We start from the raw sequence: 19,522 nt of genomic DNA on the forward strand, positions 1-19,522 counted from the left end.
GACGCCACCCAGACTGATCAGCGTGACCAAGAACCGTCGCCTGCACCCCGCCTGGCTCGTCGCCGCCGTTGCCTTCGTGGCTCTGGTCGGCGCGGCCGGCTTCCGCGCCACCCCGTCGGTGCTGCTGCACCCGTTGCACGCGGAGTTCGGGTGGCCGCTCGCCACCATCTCCGCGGCGGTCTCGGTCAACCTGCTCCTCTACGGGCTCACCGCGCCGTTCGCCGCCGCGCTGATGGACCGGTTCGGCATCCGCCGGGTGGTCTCGGTGGCGCTGCTGCTGGTCGCCGCCGGCAGTGGCCTGACGGTCTTCATGACCGCGAGCTGGCAGTTGCTGCTGTGCTGGGGCGTCCTCGTCGGCCTGGGCACCGGCTCGATGGCGCTGGCGTTCGTGGCGACCGTCACCGGGCGCTGGTTCGTCCGACGACGGGGCCTCGTCACCGGGGTGCTGACCGCGGGCGGGGCGGCCGGCCAACTGATCTTCCTGCCGCTGATCGCCGTGCTGGTGCGCGACCACGGGTGGCGCACGGCGGCGCTCGTCGTGGCCGGAGCCGCCCTGGCGGTCGTACCCCTGGTGGTGTGGCTGCTGCGCGAACACCCGGCGGATCTCGACCTGCCCGCCTACGGCGCGACCGAGATCGTCGCGGCGCCGCCGCCGACCGGCGGCGCGGCGACCCGGGCGCTGGGCGCGCTGGCCGCCGCGGCCCGGACCCGGCCGTTCTGGCTGCTGGCCGGCGGGTTCGCGATCTGCGGCGCCACCACCAACGGCCTCGTCGGTACGCACTTCGTGCCGGCCGCGCACGACCACGGCATGGCCGAGACCACGGCGGCCGGGCTGCTCGCGCTGGTGGGGCTCTTCGACATCGTCGGCACGATCGCCTCGGGCTGGCTCACCGACCGGGTGGACAGCCGGTTGCTGCTCGGCGCCTACTACGCCCTGCGCGGGTTGTCGCTGCTGGTGTTGCCGAGCCTGTTCGCGGGGACGGCCGAGCCGAGCATCCTGGTGTTCATCGTCTTCTACGGCCTGGACTGGGTGGCCACCGTGCCGCCGACGGTCGCGCTGTGCCGGGAGTACTTCGGCGGCGCCGGGGCGGTGGTGTTCGGCTGGGTGTTCGCCGCGCACCAGTTCGGGGCGGCCATCGCGGCGACCGGCGCGGGGCTGGTCCGCGACCGGCTCGGCGACTACGCGCTGGCCTGGTACGTGGCCGGCGCCTTGTCGATCGGCGCCGCCGGGCTGTCGTTGCTGCTGCGGCGACGGCCGGGCCGGCCGGTGCCGGAGGCCGTCCTGGTCGCCGCGACCGCACCCCGGGCGTGGAGCTTCCGGGGCTGAGTCAGCTCAGCGTCCACTGCTGGGCGGGCCGGCCGTCGCAGGGCCGCTGCCGGATCTCGTCCCCAACCTCGGCGCCGTCGTCGTCGGCCTGCGCGCACTTGCCGCTGTGCACCGCGACGACCAGCACCGGGCCGGTGCCGGTCGGGCTCAGCCGCCACTGCTGGTTGGCCTCACCATGGCACGGGAACTGCTGCACCGTCGCCCCGTCGTCACCGCTGCCGCCCTCGACGTCGAGGCACTGCCCGTGGGCGGCGTTGGTCAACGTCACCGCGTCCGTTCCGATCGGGTTGACGACCCACTGCTGCTCCGGGCCGCCGGTGCAGGCGGCCAACTCGGCCTGCGCCTTCTCACCGTCACCGTCGAGCCCGAGGCAGAGCCCGGAGGGCGACCGCAGCACGCGGGGCCCGGTGGTCGGGACGGCCGGGGTGGCCGACGGGGTCGGCGACGGCTCGACCGAGGGGGTCGGGCTCGGCTCGGCCGCCGGGATGGTCGGCTCGGCCACGCTGGACGGCGCGGTGACCGCGGCGGGCACCACCGCTTCGTCGTCGCCGTCGAGGAGGCCGGTGGCGAAGACCAACCCGAGGAGTACGCCCACCAGCCCGACCGCCAACGCCACCCGCAGCAGCGGGTCGGCCAGCGGCCCGGAACGAGCTCTCCGCCGACCGCCGTAGACGGTGCCGGCGGGATCGGGGCGTTCCTCGGGCAGGGACATACGGGCCATCCTCACCCACCACGGCGGGCCGGGGCCAGCCCAGCCACGCCGGCCGGCCGCAGCCAGCCCGGTGCGATCAGCGGGTGGGCTGCGGATCGGTGACGTCGGCCACAGTCGCGCCGAGGGCGGTGATCGCCGCGTCGGCGTCGAGCGCGACGGCGAGACCGCGCTCGCCCGCGCCGAGGGTGATCTCCCGGCCGCGCAGTCGCTTGTCCGCGATCACCGGCCACGCGGTGCTCGCGCCGAACGGCGTGATCGTGCCGCGCTCGTACCCGGTGGCGGCCAGGGCGCCCGCCGCGTCCGGCATGGAGATGCGCTGCACACCGAGCAGGGCGCGCAGCTTGGGCCAGGAGACGACCCGGTCGCCCGGGGTGAGCACGAACAGGTGATCGTCGGCACCCCGGCGGACGACGATGGTCTTGACCACATCCGGGACGGCCACGCCCCGGGCCGCGGCGGCCTCCGCGAGGCTGCCGACCGCACCGTGGCTGACCAGCCGATACGGCAGTCCGGCGGAGTCCAGGGCGGCGATCGCGGGCGACGGCATGCCCGCCACGGTAACCGTCGAAGTTGGCGTCGGACGGGAAACAGCAGGCGTCGACATCCCACCGTTTTCGGGGTCCGGGCGTAAGGTGATCACATGCGCGCTGAGCGTGTGGATCACCCCATTGACCATGATGAAGCGGTGGACACGCTGCGGCGGTCGTACGCCGCGGTGCCCACGGGCGAGCCTGTCCGGCTGGCCAAACGCACCTCCAACCTGTTCCGCCCCCGGTCCGCTCCTCGGACCCCGGGCCTCGACGTGAGTGGCCTCAACCGGGTGCTCGCGGTGGACGCGACCGCCCGGACCGCCGACGTGCAGGGCATGTGCACGTACGAGGACCTGGTCGACGCGACGCTGCCGCACGGGCTGATGCCCCTGGTGGTGCCGCAACTGCGCACCATCACCCTGGGTGGGGCGGTGACCGGCCTCGGGATCGAGTCGACCTCGTTCCGCAACGGCCTGCCCCACGAGTCGGTACGCGAGATGGACATCCTCACCGGCTCCGGCGAGATCGTCACCGCCCGGCCGGACGGGGAGCACGCCGACCTGTTCACCGCGTTCCCCAATTCGCTGGGCAGCCTCGGGTACGCCACCCGGCTGCGCATCGAGCTGCAGCCGGTCGGCCGGTACGTGGCGTTGCGCAACATCCGGTTCACCCAACTGGAGGCGCTCACCGACGCGATCGCCGAGGTGACCGCCACCCGGTCCTGGGCCGGCGAACCGGTCGACGTGATGGACGGCGTGATGTTCAGCCCCGGTGAGGCGTACCTGATCCTGGGCACCTTCACCGACGCGGCCGACCCGCCCAGCGACTACACCGGCCAGGAGATCTACTACCGGTCGCTGCGCCGGCGCACCCGGGACGTGCTGACCGCGTACGACTATCTGTGGCGCTGGGACACCGACTGGTTCTGGTGTTCGGCGGCGTTCGGCGCGCAGCACCCGGTCGTGCGCAGGCTCTGGCCGGCGCGTTACCGGCGCAGCGACGTCTACCACCGACTGGTCCGCCTCGAGCACCGGCACCAGGTGGCGGCCCGGATCGACCGGCTGCGCGGCCAGCCGGCCCGCGAGCGGGTCGTGCAGGACGTGGAGATCCCGCTGGACCGCACGGCCGACTTCCTGCGCTGGTTCGCGGACAGCGTGGGGATGACCCCGGTGTGGCTCTGCCCGTTGCGGTTGCGCGAACCGGAGGGTCCCGGTTCCGCGCGGTCGTGGCCGCTGTATCCGCTCCACGCGGGACAGGACTACGTCAACATTGGTTTCTGGGGGAGCGTGCCGATCGCGCCCGGCGCCGCCGACGGCGACGTCAACCGCACGATCGAACGCAGGGTGTCGGAGTCGGGCGGGCACAAGTCGCTCTACTCCGACGCGTACTACGACCGGGACGCCTTCGATCGCCTCTATGGCGGCGAGACCTGGCGCGCGGTGAAGGACCGCTACGACCCGGACCACCGGCTGACGGGACTGTACGAGAAGGCGGTAGCACGAGCATGAGCCTGACCGATCGAGACCAGGGGGCGGCGAGCGTTCCCGCCACCCCGCCGGCGGGGGGCCGGCGCACCGGTCCGACCGTGGCGGACGTCGTCCGCGCGGTCACCGCCGGGCCGCTGCCGGTGCGGATCACCGGGTACGACGGCAGCGCCGTCGGCCCGGCCGACGCCGGCATCACCCTGTCGATCCGTTCCGAGCGGGGTTTGTCGTACCTGCTCACCGCCCCCGGCGACCTGGGCATGGCCCGGGCCTACGTCAGCGGTGACCTGGCGTTGCAGGGGGTGCACCCGGGTGACCCGTACGAGGCGCTGCGGGTGCTCAAGGACGAGTTGCGGCTGCGCCCACCGTCGGTGGCCGACGGGGTGGCGCTGGCGCGCGGGCTGGGCTGGGAGCGGCTGCTGCCCCCGCCGGCCCCTCCGCAGGAGGCCCTGCCGCGCTGGAAGCGGGTGATGAACGGGCTGCGGCACTCGCGGGTGCGCGACAGCACCGCGATCTCGCACCACTACGACGTCTCGAACGCCTTCTACGAGAAGGTGCTCGGCCCGTCGATGACGTACACCTGCGCGGTCTACCGGTCCCCGGACGACACGCTGGAGCAGGCCCAGGCGGCGAAGTACGACCTGGTCGCCGGCAAGCTGGCGCTCAAGAAGGGCATGCGGCTGCTCGACGTGGGCTGCGGCTGGGGTGGCATGGTCCGGCACGCCGCGCGGGAGTACGGCGTGAAGGCGCTCGGGGTGACCCTGTCGAAGGCGCAGGCGCAGTGGGCGCAGGCGGCGATCGAGCGGGAGGGGCTGACCGAGCTGGCCGAGGTGCGGCACCTGGACTACCGGGACGCGCCGGCGGAACAGTTCGACGCCATCTCCTCGATCGGTCTGACCGAGCACATCGGGGTGCGCAACTACCCGTCCTACTTCGGGGCGCTGCGGTCGCGGCTGCGTACGGGTGGACGGCTGCTGAACCACACGATCACGCGGGCCGACAACCGGGCGCCCCACCGCTCGGGCGCGTTCATCGACCGGTACGTCTTCCCGGACGGCGAGTTGGCCGGCCCGGGTCGGTTGATCAGCGAGGTGCACGACGCCGGGCTGGAGGTGCACCACGAGGAGAACCTGCGCCAGCACTACGCGCTGACGCTTGCCGCGTGGTGTCGCAACCTGGTGGAGCACTGGGACTTCTGCGTCGCGGAGGTGGGCGCGGGGACCGCCCGGGTGTGGGGCCTCTACATGGCCGGCTCGCGGATGGCCTTCGAGCGCAACGGCATCCAGCTGCACCAGGTGCTGGCCACCCACAACGGCCCGGACGGTGTGAACGGCTACCCGCTGCGACCCGACTGGTTGCCCTGATCATCTACTGAACGCCGCCTGAAGCCGCGTCGAGAAAGTCGGCGCGGCTTCTCGCGAAGCGATTGACAAACGAATTTTGTACGTACAAACTGATTTTGCCATGAGAGACGTCCTGTACCTGGAGCAGATCGAGCAGGCCGAAGTCCTGCTCAAGCCGCAGCGTGTCGAGGTGCTGCGGCAACTCGCCGAACCGCGCACCTGCACGGAGGTCGCGGCCCGACTCGACCAGACGCCGCAGCGCGTCTACTACCACGTCAAGCAGCTCGTCGCGGCCGGCCTGGTCGAGCTGGTCAACGAGCGCAAGGTCCGCGGCATCACCGAAGGCATCTACCAGGCCGCCGCCCGGTCCTACTGGCTCTCCCCGCGGCTGGTCGGCCGGATCGGGCTGCGCCGGGCCCGCGACGAGCTGAGCCTGGGCTACCTGCTCGACCTGATGGAGGAGGTCCAGGCGGACGTCGCCGCCCTGGACCGGGCCGCGCCCGAGCTGCCATCGATCGGGGTCTCCGGGGAGATCCGGGTGCCCGCGGAGCAGCGCCCGCAGTTCCTGCACGACCTGCAAACCGCACTTCAGGACCTGTTCGCCCGTTACGGCGGCAGTGAAGGAGACGCCTTCAAGCTCGCCGTCGCCTGCTATCCGAAAGGAAACGACAATGAGTGAAGCGTTGAAGGTCCAGGCCCGTCTCTCCGCGCCCGTCGGGCGCGTCCGCGAGGCCCTGACCGACCCGGCCGAGCTGCGACTCTGGCTGGCCGAGCACGCCGAGGTCGAGCTGCCTCAGCGGTACGAGTTCTGGGGTCGCTACACGCCCGAGGGTGACGCCCCGCACCAGCGCCTGCTGCACGCCGACGACGACACGCTGCGCTTCGGCTGGTTGCTCGACGGGGTGGAGACCACCACCGAGCTCCAGTTGACCGCCGAGAGCACGGACAGCACGGTGTTGACGCTGACCCAGAGCCACTTCGACTTCGCCGAGGCGATGAGCGGTTCCAGCATCCGGGGCGTGCTCCAGACGTTCTGGGCGCTGTCCATCGCCAACCTGGCCGCCCACCTGGAGGGTCGGCCGCTCCTGCCGCGTACCGACTTCACCTCCGCCGACCTGCGCGGCGAGCTGGTCATCGCCGCCCCCATGGACAAGGTGTGGGAGTCGCTTACCGACTCCGAGCAGGCCAGCGCCTGGTTCGGCTACCCCATCGGGATCGAGCCGTGGGTCGGCGGCCGGTACGCGATGGGCGGCTTCGAGACCGGGTACGCGGCCAAGATCGTCGACCTGGAGCCGGGCCGGAAGATGTCCGTGGACTGGGGACCGACAGGCGTCACGAACTGGGAGCTGGCCGAGTCCAACGGCCGGACCACGCTCACCTTCGTGCAGAGCGGATTCGACGAGACCAACCCCCCGTACGCTGCCTGGAGCGGGTCGGTGTCCGGCCTGGCCGAGCTGCGCCGCTTCCACGAGGTGCCGGGCTGGCAGCCGATCTGGATCTCGACCGAGGTGCCCGGCCTGGAGCCCGAGCCCGCCAGCTGACCGTCGCGCCTTGATCGTGCTCGATCAGGGATGTGGTGGCCTCGTTGACACCGGAGGCCACCACATCCTGGATCGAGCACGATCTGCCGGTGGGATCGGGTGACTTCCCGGGGCCAAGTGGGTACTGGCGGGCGATGTTCTTCATCTTCGGTCTGCGTACGAAGGTCGACCGGTCCGGCGTCGTGCAGCAGGTCTGCCGCCACTGCGGCAACCACGCCGCGCAGGTCATCACCCGCCGGTCGACCAGGTTCACCCTCTTCTTCATTCCGCTCATCCCGATCCGCACCCGGTACGCGCAGCAGTGCACGTTCTGCGGGGCGCAGTACGAGATCGCCAAGTCCGACGCCCAGCGCCTTCCGGTCGGCTGAGCCGCAGATGGCCCGCTTCCTGTGCTGGCTGATCGGCCGGCAACCCCGGCCCGCCGGCCCTCCGGTGCACACCGTTCGCCGCCCGCCCTGCACCCCGGGCCGGCGCAAGCGCCGACGCGCGCGTCGACCGCTGGCCGGCACCACGCTGCCGCGCTCGCCGTGGAACCGCTCCGCCGGCCGCTGACGTACGCCCGTGCCGGTGGTTGGCGCCGCACCTGTCAGGTGTCAGCCATCGGTGCCGGGGCGAACAGCGGGGGCATCGGATCCGCCGCCTGGATCGTGGCAACGAGCTGTGTCAGTTGCGGGTAGCCGCCGCCGGCCGCCCTGATGTGGGCGTCCGCGTCGGCGCGGTTGCCGAGGTGGCACTCGGCGATGGCCCGCAGGAGAGACGCGACGCCGCACAGGTCCGGCGGGTCGACACCGGGCCGGACGTCGAGAAGTAGCGACCGCGCCTGCTCGGGCCGCTGGTTGAGCAGGTACGCCAGGCTCATCGCGACACGGGCGGCCAAGCTCTGTGGCCGCACCCGGGAGCCGAGCTCCGCCAGTTCCCAGATCTCCACCACCTCCCGGTGCGCGACCGGCGATCGGGCCACCACCGCCGCGTGCAGGTACCACAAGCCGAACTGGACGCTGAGGACCTGCCCGATCGCGGCGGCCGTCGGGGGATCGGTGCTGTCGGCGCGAGCCATCGCCGCGAGTCGTTCGGCGTCGGCCACGAAGTCCGTCGGGGAGCGCCCGTGGCCGGTGCTCCAGCGCCGTTGGAAGGCGGCGAGCGCGAGCCGCGGCTCGTCACCGAAGCGATCCGGATCCGCGCGGTGACCGTCGGCCGCCTCCACGGGGCTGATCGTCCGCAGCGTCCGGGCTATCTCCTCCTCGTAGTAGGCAGCCCGCAGCGCCGCGCCGGTGGCGGTCGGCGCCCGGAGCCAGTGGAGCAGGTTGCGGCCGTCGCTGTGGGGCGAGGGGACGAGGCTGACCAGGCCGCGAAGCGCCGCCAGAAGCGCCGTGCCGAACAGCGCGAGACGGGTCGCCGCTGTGGTCGCCGACGCCGTCGCCGCACCGAGCGCCGCAGCGGTGCACAGGTTGACCACCGGGCCGGCGAGGTAGAACAGCACCAGCCGCAGCGGCAACGCGGTCGTCGACGGCGCCGGCCGGATCGCCACGTTGTTGCGCCACCCGGTGAACGGTGCGACACGGACCGCGACGATCTCCAGGCGCAGCAGCTTCGCCGCGACGAGGTGCCCGCACTCGTGCAGGACGGTGTGCACCCACAACGACAGGCAGGTGATGCCGACGACGACGATGGCACCCACCAGGGACTCGGTGACGACAAGCGCGAACAGCAGCGCTTCGATCACCAGGAGGACGGACGCGGCCACCAGCCGTCGGCGGGGAGAGGTCACCGCGGAGATGGTACGGCGCAACGGGTGGCGGCGGGGGTACTCGGAGCGTCGCGACCCCACGCGGAGGCGGACCGTTCCGGAAGGACCGTCCTACATGGCCGGACCGGCTCGACTCGCGCGGCCGTCCGGACCTTGGCGGGCACCCGGGGCGCTGGCTAGGCTTTCGGGGTTTGCCGTGGACAGGTCCGCCGAGGGTGCACGTACGACGAAGAGCCGGAGCGACCGTGTCGCGACAGGACGTGAAGCAGGCCGCGCGGACCAGTGGCGTCGCGCCGGCCCGGCTGAGCCGCGTCGGGCTGGTCGCCGCGGGCTCGGTGGTTCTCCTGGAGGCGTTCTGGCTGGTCACGGCGTTGCCCGGGGCCGCGCTGGTCAGCGACGTGGGCGCGCTGCTGGTGGCCGGCTGGGCGACCGTCGCCTGTGCCGGCGTGGCCCGTCGACACCCGACCGCGCTGCGCAGGTTCTGGACGCTGCTCGCCGTGACCATGGCGCTCGCCGCGCTGGGCCGGGCGATCTGGACCGCGCAGCGGCTGGTCGGCGGCGACCTGCCGCACACCCCGCTGGTCGGGGTGGTCTTCACCGCCGGCATCCTCACCGGCACCGCGGCGCTGCTCAGCTCGCCGTCCGGGCCCCGGACCGGGGTGGGGCGGGCCCGGACGCTGCTGGACGGCGTGATCGTCGCGCTGGCCCTGGTGCCGATCGGCTGGGTGCTGGTGTTCCGCGGGGTGGCCGCCGCCGAGCTGGCCGACCCGGCGCGCACGCTGGGGCTGCTCTACCCGATGTTCGACCTGATGCAGCTCACCATCCTGGTGGCGGTGGCCGGGCCGACGCGACCACTGTGGCGGCCGATGAGCGTGCTCGCGGTGAGCCTCACCATCCGGGTGGTCGCCGACGTCGTCTACGTCTCGCTGGTCGCCCGCGGTGACTACGCCGCTGGTCACCCCATCGACCTGTGCTGGCCGCTGAGTTACCTGCTGATCGGCCTGGCCACCGGGAACCGGCCGCCGCCGGACTGCGACGGCACCGACGAGACCGCGGAGTCGCCGCTGCCACCGTGGTGGCGGGTGGCGCTGCCGTACCTGCCGGTCGGTGGAGCGATCATCGCGGTGCTGCTGGCCCGCCGGCCCACCGGCCAGACCCCGCCGCTGGTATTCGTGTCCATGATGGCGTTGCTCGCCGCTCTCGCCGTGCGTCAGGGGCTGGCCGCCAACGAGAACCTGCGCCTGGTGGCGCGACTGCGTCGGCTCGCGTACGGCGACCAGCTCACCGGCCTACCGAATCGGCTGCTGTTCAACAGGCTGCTGCGCCTGGCTCTGCGCGACGGTCGGCCGGTGGCCGTCCTGCTGCTCGATCTCGACGGGTTCAAGCAGGTCAACGACCGGTTCGGGCACGCAACCGGCGACACCCTGCTGACCGGCTTGGCGGCTCGGATGCGGACGGCGGTGGGTGGCGACGGCACCATCGCCCGGCTCGGCGGGGACGAGTTCGCGGTGCTGGTCGAGGGGGAGGGGCCGGTGTCGCCGGAGCGGCTGGCCGAACGTCTGCTGGACGCCCTGCGGCCCTCCGACGGTGACGAGGACGTGGGCGTGCACCCGTCGGCGAGCATCGGCATCGCCGAGTACGGGCCGCAGCACGCCTCGCACACCGACCTCCTGCGCGACGCCGACATCGCCATGTACGCGGCGAAGGCGGCCGGCAAGTCCGCGTACCGGACGTGCACCCCGGGCCTGCGCGAGTCGGCCGTGTCCCGGGCGGAGTTGATCGCCGACCTGCGCCGGGCCGTCGACGAGGAGCAACTGCACCTGGAGTTCCAGCCCATCGTCGACCTGTCCAGCGGCGCGGTCCGCAGCGCCGAGGCGTTGGTGCGCTGGCGGCACCCTCGACTCGGGATGTTGCCGCCGGCGAAGTTCCTGCCGCTGGCCGAGGAGACCGGGCTGATCCTCCCGATCGACCGCTGGGTGATCCACGAGGCGTGTCGGGCGGCGGCGACCTGGCGGGCCCGCGCGCCGGAGGCGACGGTCGCGGTGAACATCGCCGCGGCACACCTGCGCCGGCCCGACCTGATCGCCACGGTCACGGCGGCCACCGCCAGCGCCGGGTTGGCGCCGCGCGCGCTGACGCTGGAGCTGACCGAGTCGGCGTTGATCGAGGGGACCGACGCGGTGCTCGAACGGCTGCACCAGCTGCGGGAGCTGGGCATCCAGATCGCCATCGACGACTTCGGTACGGGCTACTCGTCGTTGAGCTACCTGCACCGCATCCCGGCCACCGAGCTGAAGATCGACCGGTCGTTCGTGGCGCGGCTGGGCACGGACGACCGGGCGTACGCCACCGTGGAGATGGTCACCCGGCTGGCCGGCGCGTTCGACCTGGCGGTGGTCGCCGAGGGCGTGGAGACCGAACGCCAGCACGACGCGGTCACCGCGATCGGCTGCCCACGCGGCCAGGGCTATCTGTACGGGCGTCCGGACAGCCCCGCCACGGTGGGTCAGAATCGGCCTTGACCCTGACGTAACGGCAGGCGGGAGCCTGGTTCCCGGAAGGGAGGGGAACCATGGCGTACACGGTGGGTCAGGTGGCGAAGATCGCCGGCGTGACGGTACGGACGCTGCACCACTACGACGAGATCGGCCTGCTCTCGCCGAGCGGCCGGACGCCGACCGGCTACCGCCGCTACGACGACGCGGACCTGCAGCGGTTGCAATTCGTCCTGTACTACCGCGAGCTGGGTTTCCCACTTGAGGAGATCACCGCGATCATCGACGACCCGGCGGCCGACCCGGCCGCGCACCTGCGCCGACAGCACGAGCTGCTGACGGTACGGATCAAGCGGTTGCAGGAGATGGTCGCGGCGGTCGAGTTCGCGATGGAGGCGAGCAAGTTGAACATCCAACTCACGCCGGAGGAACGGTTCGAGGTCTTCGGCGACTTCAGGCCGAGGAGCACGAGGCCGAGGCGGAGCGGCGCTGGGGTGACACCGACGCGTACCGGGAGTCGAACCGGCGGGTCGCCGGCTACCGCAAGGACGACTGGCTGCGCCACAGGGCCGAGAACGAGGACTGGGGCCGGCGGATCGTCGCGCTGCTGGCCTCGGGCGCACCGGCGGACGGCCCGGAGGCGATGGATCTGGCCGAGGAGCACCGGCAGCTCATCAGCCGCTGGTTCTACGAGTGCTCCTACGAGATGCACACCGGGCTGGCCGACATGTACCTGGCCGACGAGCGGTTCACCGCGTACTACGAGAACATCGCCCCCGGCCTGGCCGCGTACCTGCACGAGGCGATCCACGCCAACGCGATCAGCCGCGCCTGATCGACGAGGTGGCCGGCCGGAAACGGCGGTCGGTGCGGTCCGGCTACTCTGGCCGGACCGCACCGCGGTACGCGTCGATCGGCGACCGGCCGGCGGGCGCGCCCCGCTCAGGGGAGATGACCGTGCAGAAACCCAAGCTGGTCGCCGTCGGCGCTGTCCTCGTCGTGGCGGTCGCGGCCGGCGTGTGGGCCCTGGTCGCCGCCGGTGACGAGCCGGACGCGGGCCGCCCGTCCGCCGGCACGTCGACCGCGGCGACCGGCGCGGCTCCGGCCCCGACCGATCCGGCCGGTGTGCTGGTCGCCGCCGCCGCGAAGGTCGACGAACAGCCGTACCGGTTGACGGTGGGCAGCGGCGGGACGGCCGAGGGGGACACCACGGTGCTGGTGTGGGACCCGAAGGCGCGACGCGGCACGGAGACCACCTCGCTCAAGGTGCCCAACGGCGAGGTGAAGATCGAGCGGCTGAGCACCGGTCCGGACGTCTACGTGCGGGTCAGCGCCCCGGACCGCCGGATCCCGGTCTGGGACGGCAAGACCTGGTGGCACGTCGGCAGGCCGGGTCGGCCGGTCACCAACAAGGGCCTGGACAACACCCGGCTGGCCAGCACGCTGACCGCACCGGCCGCCGTCCGCCAGACCGGCACCCGGGAGTACGCGGGCACGCTGGACCTGCGCGACAGCGCCGCCGTCCTGGGCGGCGGGATCGGCGGAGTGCTCGGCGACCGGGCCGCGAAGGTGCCCTTCACCGCCAGCGTGGACGAGCAGGGCCGGTTGGTGCGTTACCGGATCGAGCTGGCCACCGAGCAGGAGAAGACGGCTCAACTCGACCTGACGTACTCGGATTTCGGGCTGCCGGTGACGGCCGATCCGCCGGCGGCCGACCTGGTCGGGGAGGACCCGCCGGCGAACATCCCCGGCGCCTGACGCCGGTTCACTCCTCCACCGATCCGTCGCTCGGGGTGACCAGGAAGTCGTAGACGGTCCGGGCCATCCGGCGGACGGTCTCGTCGCCGGTCGCCATCGGGCCGGCGGTGAGGAACGCGACGGCGGTCTCGGTGCCGGGGATCAGGTAGTAGCCGACGTCGTGGGAGGCGTCCGGCAGGTCGCCGGTCTTGTGGGCCACCGGAACTCCGGGTGGCAGCGCCGCCGGGATCTTGGTGTTCAGGGTCTGCTCCCGCATGAAGCCGATCATCAGGTCGCGGGAGGCCGGGGTGAGGATCTCGCCGTCCCAGACCGCGCCGAGCAGCGACACCACGTCGTCCGGGCTGGTGTAGTTCTCCTCGCCGCGCTGGGCCGCCGCGCTGTCGAGCATCCGGCGGGCCAGGATGGTGGACCGCTGGTTCATCGAGTCGATCAGCGCGTTGACCGGGGCGAACCCGCCCAGGTAGGTGATCAGCACGTTGGCCGCGACGTTGTCGCTGTACTTGATCAGGTACCGGGCGAGCCGGTACAGCGTGACCACCTGCGGGAACGTCTCGAACTGGAGCTGGCCGGTGCCGCCGACCACGTCCGCCGGGGTGACCAGCACGCCGTCGTCGAGCGAGACCTGTCCACAGTCGACCCGGCGCAGCAGCTCCACCAGGATCCACAGCTTGATGACGCTGGCGGCCTTGGGGCGCAGCGCGCCGTTGACCGAGACCTGCTGGTCGCCGTACCGGCCGGACAGGTCCCGGACGGTGGCCCCGGACGGGTTGAGGCTGGCGTCGGCGACCACCCGGGCGAGCTGCCCGCTGAGCGGGAACAGCCGGGCGCCCTCGACCGGGTCGGTGGGTGGCTGCGGGCTGGTGACCACCACGCCGGTCAGCTCCACCGGCTGAGCCTGCGGCCCGGACACCACGAGCGTGCCCGCGCTGCGCCCGATCAGCGGCACCCGGTAGCGGAAGCTCCTGCCCTCGACGGTGACCTCACCGCTGGCCACCCCGGCGGCGACCAGCATGTCCGGATCGGCGACCCGGCCGGTGTCGCCGTCGCAGGCCCGGTATCGCACGGTGTGCCCGAGCGAGTCCACCGCGAACGCACCGCCGGGAAACGACAGCCAGGACACCTCACTGGTCGGCGCCCGCTCCGGCGCGGGCTCCACGCCCGGCTCGTCGCTGCGCCCGCCCCCGTCCACCGGCCCGTTCCCGTCGGCTGGTCCGCCGTCGGCCGGTCCGTCGTTCCCCGCCGGTCCGTCGTTGGCTGGCTCGGTTCCGTACCCCGGCGTGCTCTGGCGGTCCGGGCCGGGGCCGTCGGCGGTGGCCGGCCCGGTCGTCGCGACGACGACCAGGGCGACCGCCGCCGCCAGCCACCCGAGGGGTACGTGGGGGTGCGGCGCGAACAGGGAAGATGAGCACTTCTTGTCGCTTTTTCTCACGTTTGCACGATAAGAAGCGTGGGAGGCGGATTGGGCGGCCGGGACCGCCGTCACCCGTCCGGGCGCCGATGTCCCCGGGAGCGACATACCTCAGAGGTATAAAGATGACTCTGCGGTATCAAGGGCATCAGCGATACCCGGCCCGGGGAGGCACCTATGTTGATCATTGCCGGCAGTCTGCTCGTCGAGCCGGACGCCCGCGACGACTACCTCGCCGGTTGCCGGCAGGTCATCGAACAGGCCCGCGCGGCGGCCGGCTGCCTCGACTTCCTGCTCGCGGCGGATCCACTCGACCCGGGCCGCATCCACGTCTTCGAGCGCTGGGAGTCCCCGGAGCAGTTGGCGGCGTTCCGCGGCGCCGGGCCGAGCGACGCCCAGACGGCGGCCATCCTCGACGCCGACGTGCACCGTTATCTGATCTCCGGCGTCGAGGCGGCCTGACCCCCGCCCCGGGCGCTACACCAGCAGATCGAGCAGGAGTACGCCAGCGAAGCCGACCACCGAGATGAGCGTCTCCATCACCGACCAGCTCTTGATGGTCTGGCCGACGGTCAGGCCGAAGTACTCCTTGACCAGCCAGAACCCGGCGTCGTTGACGTGCGAGAAGAACAGCGACCCACAGCCGATGGCCAGTGCCAGCAGCGCCACCCCCGGCCGGTCCAGGGTCGCGGCGAGCGGTGCCACGATGCCCGCCGCCGTGATGGTGGCGACCGTCGCCGAGCCGGTGGCCACCCGGATGCCGACCGCGACCAGCCAGCCCAGCAGCAGCGGGGAGAGGTTCGCGTCCTTGGCGGCGTCGGCGACCAGGTTGCCCACCCCGGCGTCCACCAGCACCTGCTTGAACCCGCCGCCGGCCGCCACGATCAGCAGGATGCCGGCGATCGGGGGCAGCGAACCGCCGAGCACCGAGGAGACCTGGGACCGGCTGAATCCGGCCTGGTAGCCGAGGGTGAACATCGCCAGGATCACCCCGGCGAGCAGCGCCACGATCGGCGTGCCGACGATGTCGAGCGTCTTGCGGCCCGCCGTGCCCTCGTCCAGCGTCAGCTCGCCGACCGCGCGGAGCAGCATCAGCACCACCGGCAGCAGCACGGTGATCACCGCGGGCCAGAACGCCGGGGTACGCCGGGCGGTCTCCGTGCCGCTGTCGTCCACCGGCTCGCCCGGTCGACCGCCGCCCGGGTTGACGAGATCGTCGTCGGTGAGCAGGTCACCGTCCACATCGCGCCGAGCCGGCGTCCCGGCCGTGCCCGTCGTTCCGGCGGTGCCTGTCGCTTCGGTTGTGCCCGCGGGGGTGGCGGGCTGGCGGCGGGTGGGCAGCAGTGCGGCCGGCGCGGTCGCCGGCACGTACCGGGCGATGAAGTTGCCGAAGACCGGCCCCGAGATGATCACCGTGGGGATCGCCACCAGCAGGCCCAGCCCGAGCGTCAGGCCCAGGTCGGCGTTGAGCGACGAGATCGCCACCAGCGGGCCGGGGTGCGGTGGCACGAGGCCGTGCAGCACCGACAGGCCGGCCAACGCCGGGATGCCGAGTTTCATCAGCGGCACGTCGGTCCGCATCGAGACGAGCAGCACGATCGGCACCAGCAGCACCACGCCGACCTCGAAGAAGAGCGGCAACCCGATGAGCGCCGCCACCCCGGCCATCGCCCAGGGCAGCGCGCGGCCGGACACCCGGCCGACGACCCGGTTGACGATGCCGTCCGCGCCACCGGACTCGGCGAGCAGACCGCCGATCATGGCCCCCAGCGCGATCAGCAGCCCGACGCCGCCGACAGTGGTGCCGACGCCACCGGTGAACGAAGTGATCATCTTGTCGGGCGCGACGCTGGCGACCACGCCGAGCACCGCCGCGCCGAGGATCAGCGACAGGAACGGGTGGACCTTGGCCCAGGCGATCAGCAGCACCACGGCGACGATGCCGAGCAGTGCGGCGACGACGAGTTGGCCGTCGCCGGCGGTGGTGACCGGCTCGGCTGGCGCAGCGAACGAGGCCGGCAACGCGAACGAAGCCGGGGCCGCGAACGAGGGCGGCGTCGCGAGAGGGGCCGGCGCGGTGAGCCAGGCCGGCGTGGCGAGAGAGGTCAGCGGTTCGGCGAGGGCGAGGGGTGGGAGCACGGCGATCACGACCTTCGGGACGGGGGTCGGCCCTGGGCGGGGCCGGCCGAAGGGCCTACATCGGTGGTCCTGCGGGGGTGGCCGGCTCGGCGGGCAGGCCGGGTGCCAGCCGACGCATCGACGTGAAGGTGGGCACCAGCGCGTCGTACAGCTCGGCGAAGAGCGGCAGCAGCGCCGCGTACGTGGCGGCGGCGGCCGGGTCGGGGCGGATGACCTCCTCGATGCGGACCAGGTCGGCCGCCACGTCGATGCTGGGGATCAGGCCCAGCGCCTGCATGCCGAGCAGCGCGGCGCCGAAGCTCGACCCCTCGCGGCCGGCCGGGAAGCTCACCGGCATGCCGAGCACGTCGGCGAGCATCTGCCGCCACAGGCCACTGCGGGCGAAACCGCCACCGGCCCGGATCTCGCGGACCTCGTTGCCGGCGGCGCGCACGGAGCTGAGCACCAGAGCGAGCTGTTGGCAGACCCCCTCCATCGCGGCCCGGACGAGGTGTTCGCGGCGGTGCCCGTGGGTCAACCCGACGTACGCGCCGCGGGGCAGCGCGCTCCAGTGTGGAGCGCGTTCGCTGTGCAGGTACGGCAGCATGATGAGCCCGCCCGAGCCGACCGGGGCGCGGGCCGCGAGGGCTACCAGCTCCTCTTCGGGGTGCTCGCCCAACTCCGGCGCGAGCGCCGCGCCCGCCCACTTGAGGACGATGCCGCCGTTGTTGATCGCGCCGCCGACCGCCCAGCGATCCTCGGTCAGCGCGTAGCAGAACACCCCGCCCAGCGGGTCCACGCCGGGGCGTTCGACCATGACCCGCATGGCGCCGCTGGTGCCGATCGAGCAGGCCACCATGCCAGGGTGCACCGCGCCCAAGCCCAGGTTGGCCAGCGGCCCGTCACCGGCGCCGACCACCACCGGGGTGCGCGGCGGCAGGCCGAGGGCGGTGGCGGCCCGCGGGGCGAGGCCGGGCAGGACGGCGGTGGTGGCGACCAGTTGGGGCAACTGCTCCTCGGTGATGCCGGCGATGGTCAGCGCCTCGGTGTCCCACTCCAGGGTGTGGATGTTCATCAGGCCGGTGGCCGAGGCGATCGAGTGGTCGGTGACCAGCGCGTCGCAGAGTCGCAGCAGCACCCATTCCTTGATGCCGACCCAGTGCGCGACGCGCTCGAAGAGCTTGGGTTCCTGCTCGGCGAACCAGAGCAGCTTGGGCAGCGGCGACATCGGGTGCATGGGCGTACCGGTGCGTCGGTGCAGGGCCAGCCCGGACGGCACGGCCCGCAGCCGCTCGGCCTGGCGGGTGGCCCGGGAGTCGGCCCAGGTCACCGACGGCGTGAGCGGGTTGCCGGCCGCGTCGAGCCCGATGAGGCTGTGCATGGCGGAGCAGAAGGCCAGGCCGGAGACCGGGACGGTCAGCTCGGTCACCACGGCCCGGATCGACTCGACGACGGCGGCGAGGATCACCTCCGGGTCCTGCTCGGCGTACCCGGCGTGCGGGTCGTCGAGGGGGTAGCCGGCGGAGTGGCTGGCGAGCAGCCGCCCGTCGGTGTCGTACGCCATGGTCTTGGTGCTCGTGGTGCCGATGTCGACCCCGACCACCACACCGGGCAGGGTGTCTGGCGGCATGACCCTCACCCCCTCCGTGCGGGCGGTGCGGCGGCGTCGCCACCCGGCTGCGGCTGACGTTACCGAGACAGCGACCGCCCCGCACGACACGACGGAAGGTGAATCGACGCAGCAGTATCGCCCTATCGTCCGGGTTGCTCCGCCATTCGGATAGTTCGCCCGTCCTGGCGTGTCCCGGCCGACCGTCAACACTGTTAATCCGAGTGCACCCCGGATTGGTGGCCTGCGCGGCGAAGGAGTCGGCGTGGCAAAGACTGAATCGACGGGTTCCACGTGGCGGTACCGCTGGGCGCAGCGGCAGAACGTGCGGCGGGTCAGCACGTACCGCGGCGCGGAGACGGCCTGGCGGCGACGCGACGACGAGTTACGGCGGCTGCGCGCCCTGGCCGCCGACTTCCAGGGCTCCGCGGCGGCCGGCGCGGGCCTCCCCCTTGAGCTGGTCGACGACGAGGTCGTGCTGTGGGCCCTGCCCGCCGCGCAACTGGTCGAGGTACGACACACGACAGTGCTGCCCGCGCCGGACCTGACGGTAGCCGCGCCGGCCGCGCCGCTGCGCCCACGCCGGCCCGACGGCGTACGCGTCACCGATGCCGGCATGGCCGTCATCACCAGCCGTCGGCTGGTCCTGCTCGGCGGACGCGGCCGGCGCGACTGGGCGTACGGCCGGATGACCGGCCTGGCCCACGACCCGGCGGCGCCGGTGACCCTGATCCAGGTGCTGGACCGGCGGCGCACCTCCGGATTGTTGCTGCCCACCGACGCGGCGGCGGACTTCCGGTTCAAGCTGACGCTGGCCTTCGCCGACGCGATCGAGCAGCGCGCCGCGGTGCTCGCCCAGCTCGACGAGCTGATCGCGGAGCACGACCAGCTCAAACCGTTCCGGCCAGCGGTGACCACGCCGGCGCAGGCCCGGCTCTCCTCGCTCGTCCCCGGTGGCCGTCGGACCATCGCGGTCGCCGCGGGCATCGCCCTACTGGTGCCGGCGGCGCTTCTCGACTCGAACCCGTCGGGCCCGACCCGCGGCGCGGAGGTCGCGGCGGCGGCCACTCCGGCGTCGACCCCCAGCGCGCTCCCCGCGCTGCTGCGCCCGGTGTCCCCGCCGCCCGCGCGCACCACCGCGCCGAAGCGGCCGTCGTCGCCGCGCCCGTCGTCCACCGCGACCGCCGGGCCGCGCTGCGGCGCGCCGGAAAATCCCCTGGGGTACGACTTCTGTGCCGGAACCCGGATCCGCCGGCCGGCCGCCGAGGTCTGCGACTGGTTCGACTGCGTGCCGCAGTTCTGGGCGGGCCGGGGCTATCTGGTGCAGTGCCGGGACGGCTCGGTCAGCCTTGCCGGTGGCCGGGCGGGCGCGTGCGCCGAGCATCGAGGCGTCCGGCGGGCCATCACTCAGTAACGTGATTTGGGGGTTATTGTCCGCTTCGGTCGGCCA

The 19,522-nt window shown here is 72.8% G+C and carries 17 protein-coding genes and 1 pseudogene; 12 read left to right on the forward strand and 6 right to left on the reverse strand.

Features of this window, described 5'->3' with window-relative positions; translation table 11 throughout:
• Positions 1–22 precede the first annotated feature (22 nt).
• Positions 23–1,327: an MFS transporter gene (locus tag ABZT87_RS01975; protein ID WP_355132975.1), complete on the forward strand. Its 1,305-nt coding sequence runs from the start codon at positions 23–25 to the stop codon at positions 1,325–1,327.
• Between the two features lies 1 nt (position 1,328).
• Here the strand turns inward: ABZT87_RS01975 and ABZT87_RS01980 are convergent, their stop codons facing one another.
• Both ABZT87_RS01980 and ABZT87_RS01985 read right to left on the reverse strand, forming a co-directional pair.
• Positions 1,329–2,048, reverse strand: coding sequence for an RICIN domain-containing protein (locus ABZT87_RS01980; RefSeq protein ID WP_355132977.1), 720 nt, complete (start codon positions 2,046–2,048; stop codon positions 1,329–1,331).
• Positions 2,049–2,115: 67 nt separating this feature from the next.
• Complete coding sequence (locus ABZT87_RS01985) at positions 2,116–2,586, reverse strand: YbaK/EbsC family protein (protein WP_355132979.1); 471 nt, start codon at positions 2,584–2,586, stop codon at positions 2,116–2,118.
• 93 nt (positions 2,587–2,679) lie between these two features.
• Between ABZT87_RS01985 and ABZT87_RS01990 the strand changes: the two genes are divergently transcribed.
• The 6 genes from ABZT87_RS01990 (at position 2,680) to ABZT87_RS02015 (ending at position 7,489) form a co-directional block, all read left to right on the forward strand.
• The gene (locus ABZT87_RS01990; protein ID WP_354860777.1) at positions 2,680–4,077 is read left to right on the forward strand and encodes an FAD-binding oxidoreductase; all 1,398 of its coding nucleotides are present in this window, start codon (positions 2,680–2,682) and stop codon (positions 4,075–4,077) included.
• Positions 4,074–5,417, forward strand: a complete 1,344-nt coding sequence (locus ABZT87_RS01995; protein ID WP_355132981.1) for a class I SAM-dependent methyltransferase — start codon at positions 4,074–4,076, stop codon at positions 5,415–5,417. Before ABZT87_RS01990 ends, ABZT87_RS01995 begins: the two co-directional genes overlap by 4 nt.
• Before the next feature lie 100 nt (positions 5,418–5,517).
• The gene (locus ABZT87_RS02000) at positions 5,518–6,075 is read left to right on the forward strand and encodes a helix-turn-helix domain-containing protein (protein ID WP_354860773.1); all 558 of its coding nucleotides are present in this window, start codon (positions 5,518–5,520) and stop codon (positions 6,073–6,075) included.
• Positions 6,068–6,937: an SRPBCC family protein gene (locus tag ABZT87_RS02005; protein WP_355132983.1), complete on the forward strand. Its 870-nt coding sequence runs from the start codon at positions 6,068–6,070 to the stop codon at positions 6,935–6,937. Before ABZT87_RS02000 ends, ABZT87_RS02005 begins: the two co-directional genes overlap by 8 nt.
• A 134-nt stretch (positions 6,938–7,071) precedes the next feature.
• Entirely contained in the window at positions 7,072–7,305 is a 234-nt protein-coding gene (locus ABZT87_RS02010) for a zinc-ribbon domain-containing protein (protein WP_355132985.1), read from the forward strand.
• 7 nt (positions 7,306–7,312) lie between these two features.
• Complete coding sequence (locus tag ABZT87_RS02015; protein ID WP_355132986.1) at positions 7,313–7,489, forward strand: hypothetical protein; 177 nt, start codon at positions 7,313–7,315, stop codon at positions 7,487–7,489.
• Between the two features lie 34 nt (positions 7,490–7,523).
• Here the strand turns inward: ABZT87_RS02015 and ABZT87_RS02020 are convergent, their stop codons facing one another.
• Positions 7,524–8,705, reverse strand: a complete 1,182-nt coding sequence (locus tag ABZT87_RS02020; protein WP_355132988.1) for a hypothetical protein — start codon at positions 8,703–8,705, stop codon at positions 7,524–7,526.
• A 224-nt stretch (positions 8,706–8,929) separates the two neighbouring features.
• Here ABZT87_RS02020 and ABZT87_RS02025 point away from each other — a divergent pair, with 224 nt between their 5' ends.
• From ABZT87_RS02025 to ABZT87_RS02035, 3 genes and pseudogenes are all read left to right on the forward strand, one after another.
• A complete protein-coding gene (locus tag ABZT87_RS02025; protein WP_355132990.1) occupies positions 8,930–11,206 on the forward strand; it encodes an EAL domain-containing protein in 2,277 nt (758 codons plus the stop codon).
• 50 nt (positions 11,207–11,256) lie between these two features.
• Positions 11,257–12,014 (forward strand): annotated as a pseudogene (locus ABZT87_RS02030) (MerR family transcriptional regulator).
• Between the two features lie 122 nt (positions 12,015–12,136).
• Positions 12,137–12,937, forward strand: a complete 801-nt coding sequence (locus tag ABZT87_RS02035; protein ID WP_355063120.1) for a hypothetical protein — start codon at positions 12,137–12,139, stop codon at positions 12,935–12,937.
• 7 nt (positions 12,938–12,944) lie between these two features.
• Here the strand turns inward: ABZT87_RS02035 and ABZT87_RS02040 are convergent, their stop codons facing one another.
• Positions 12,945–14,366, reverse strand: coding sequence for a serine hydrolase (locus tag ABZT87_RS02040; protein WP_355132992.1), 1,422 nt, complete (start codon positions 14,364–14,366; stop codon positions 12,945–12,947).
• Between the two features lie 156 nt (positions 14,367–14,522).
• Between ABZT87_RS02040 and ABZT87_RS02045 the strand changes: the two genes are divergently transcribed.
• Positions 14,523–14,807: an antibiotic biosynthesis monooxygenase gene (locus ABZT87_RS02045; RefSeq protein WP_354855893.1), complete on the forward strand. Its 285-nt coding sequence runs from the start codon at positions 14,523–14,525 to the stop codon at positions 14,805–14,807.
• 15 nt (positions 14,808–14,822) lie between these two features.
• Here ABZT87_RS02045 and ABZT87_RS02050 read toward each other — a convergent pair whose 3' ends face one another.
• The gene (locus ABZT87_RS02050) at positions 14,823–16,367 is read right to left on the reverse strand and encodes an SLC13 family permease (RefSeq protein ID WP_355133678.1); all 1,545 of its coding nucleotides are present in this window, start codon (positions 16,365–16,367) and stop codon (positions 14,823–14,825) included.
• Positions 16,368–16,539: 172 nt separating this feature from the next.
• Positions 16,540–18,093, reverse strand: a complete 1,554-nt coding sequence (locus ABZT87_RS02055) for a gluconokinase (protein ID WP_355132994.1) — start codon at positions 18,091–18,093, stop codon at positions 16,540–16,542.
• A 244-nt stretch (positions 18,094–18,337) separates the two neighbouring features.
• On the opposite strand from ABZT87_RS02055, the gene ABZT87_RS02060 reads away from it, so the two are divergent.
• Positions 18,338–19,486: a hypothetical protein gene (locus ABZT87_RS02060; RefSeq protein ID WP_355132996.1), complete on the forward strand. Its 1,149-nt coding sequence runs from the start codon at positions 18,338–18,340 to the stop codon at positions 19,484–19,486.
• Positions 19,487–19,522 lie beyond the last annotated feature (36 nt).

The sequence above is a fragment of the Micromonospora sp. NPDC005237 genome (genome assembly GCF_040607775.1).
GTDB lineage: Bacteria > Actinomycetota > Actinomycetes > Mycobacteriales > Micromonosporaceae > Micromonospora.

Bases quoted from the DNA above. Each gene is read 5' to 3' on its own strand.
- ABZT87_RS01980 (WP_355132977.1), bottom strand. From the start codon at position 2,048: ATGGCCCGTATGTCCCTGCCCGAGGAACGCCCCGATCCCGCCGGCACC.
- ABZT87_RS01985 (WP_355132979.1), bottom strand. From the start codon at position 2,586: ATGCCGTCGCCCGCGATCGCCGCCCTGGACTCCGCCGGACTGCCGTAT.
- ABZT87_RS02005 (WP_355132983.1), top strand. From the start codon at position 6,068: ATGAGTGAAGCGTTGAAGGTCCAGGCCCGTCTCTCCGCGCCCGTCGGG.
- ABZT87_RS01995 (WP_355132981.1), top strand. From the start codon at position 4,074: ATGAGCCTGACCGATCGAGACCAGGGGGCGGCGAGCGTTCCCGCCACC.
- ABZT87_RS02055 (WP_355132994.1), bottom strand. From the start codon at position 18,093: ATGCCGCCAGACACCCTGCCCGGTGTGGTGGTCGGGGTCGACATCGGC.
- ABZT87_RS02010 (WP_355132985.1), top strand. From the start codon at position 7,072: ATGTTCTTCATCTTCGGTCTGCGTACGAAGGTCGACCGGTCCGGCGTC.
- ABZT87_RS02045 (WP_354855893.1), top strand. From the start codon at position 14,523: ATGTTGATCATTGCCGGCAGTCTGCTCGTCGAGCCGGACGCCCGCGAC.
- ABZT87_RS02000 (WP_354860773.1), top strand. From the start codon at position 5,518: ATGAGAGACGTCCTGTACCTGGAGCAGATCGAGCAGGCCGAAGTCCTG.
- ABZT87_RS02015 (WP_355132986.1), top strand. From the start codon at position 7,313: ATGGCCCGCTTCCTGTGCTGGCTGATCGGCCGGCAACCCCGGCCCGCC.
- ABZT87_RS01990 (WP_354860777.1), top strand. From the start codon at position 2,680: ATGCGCGCTGAGCGTGTGGATCACCCCATTGACCATGATGAAGCGGTG.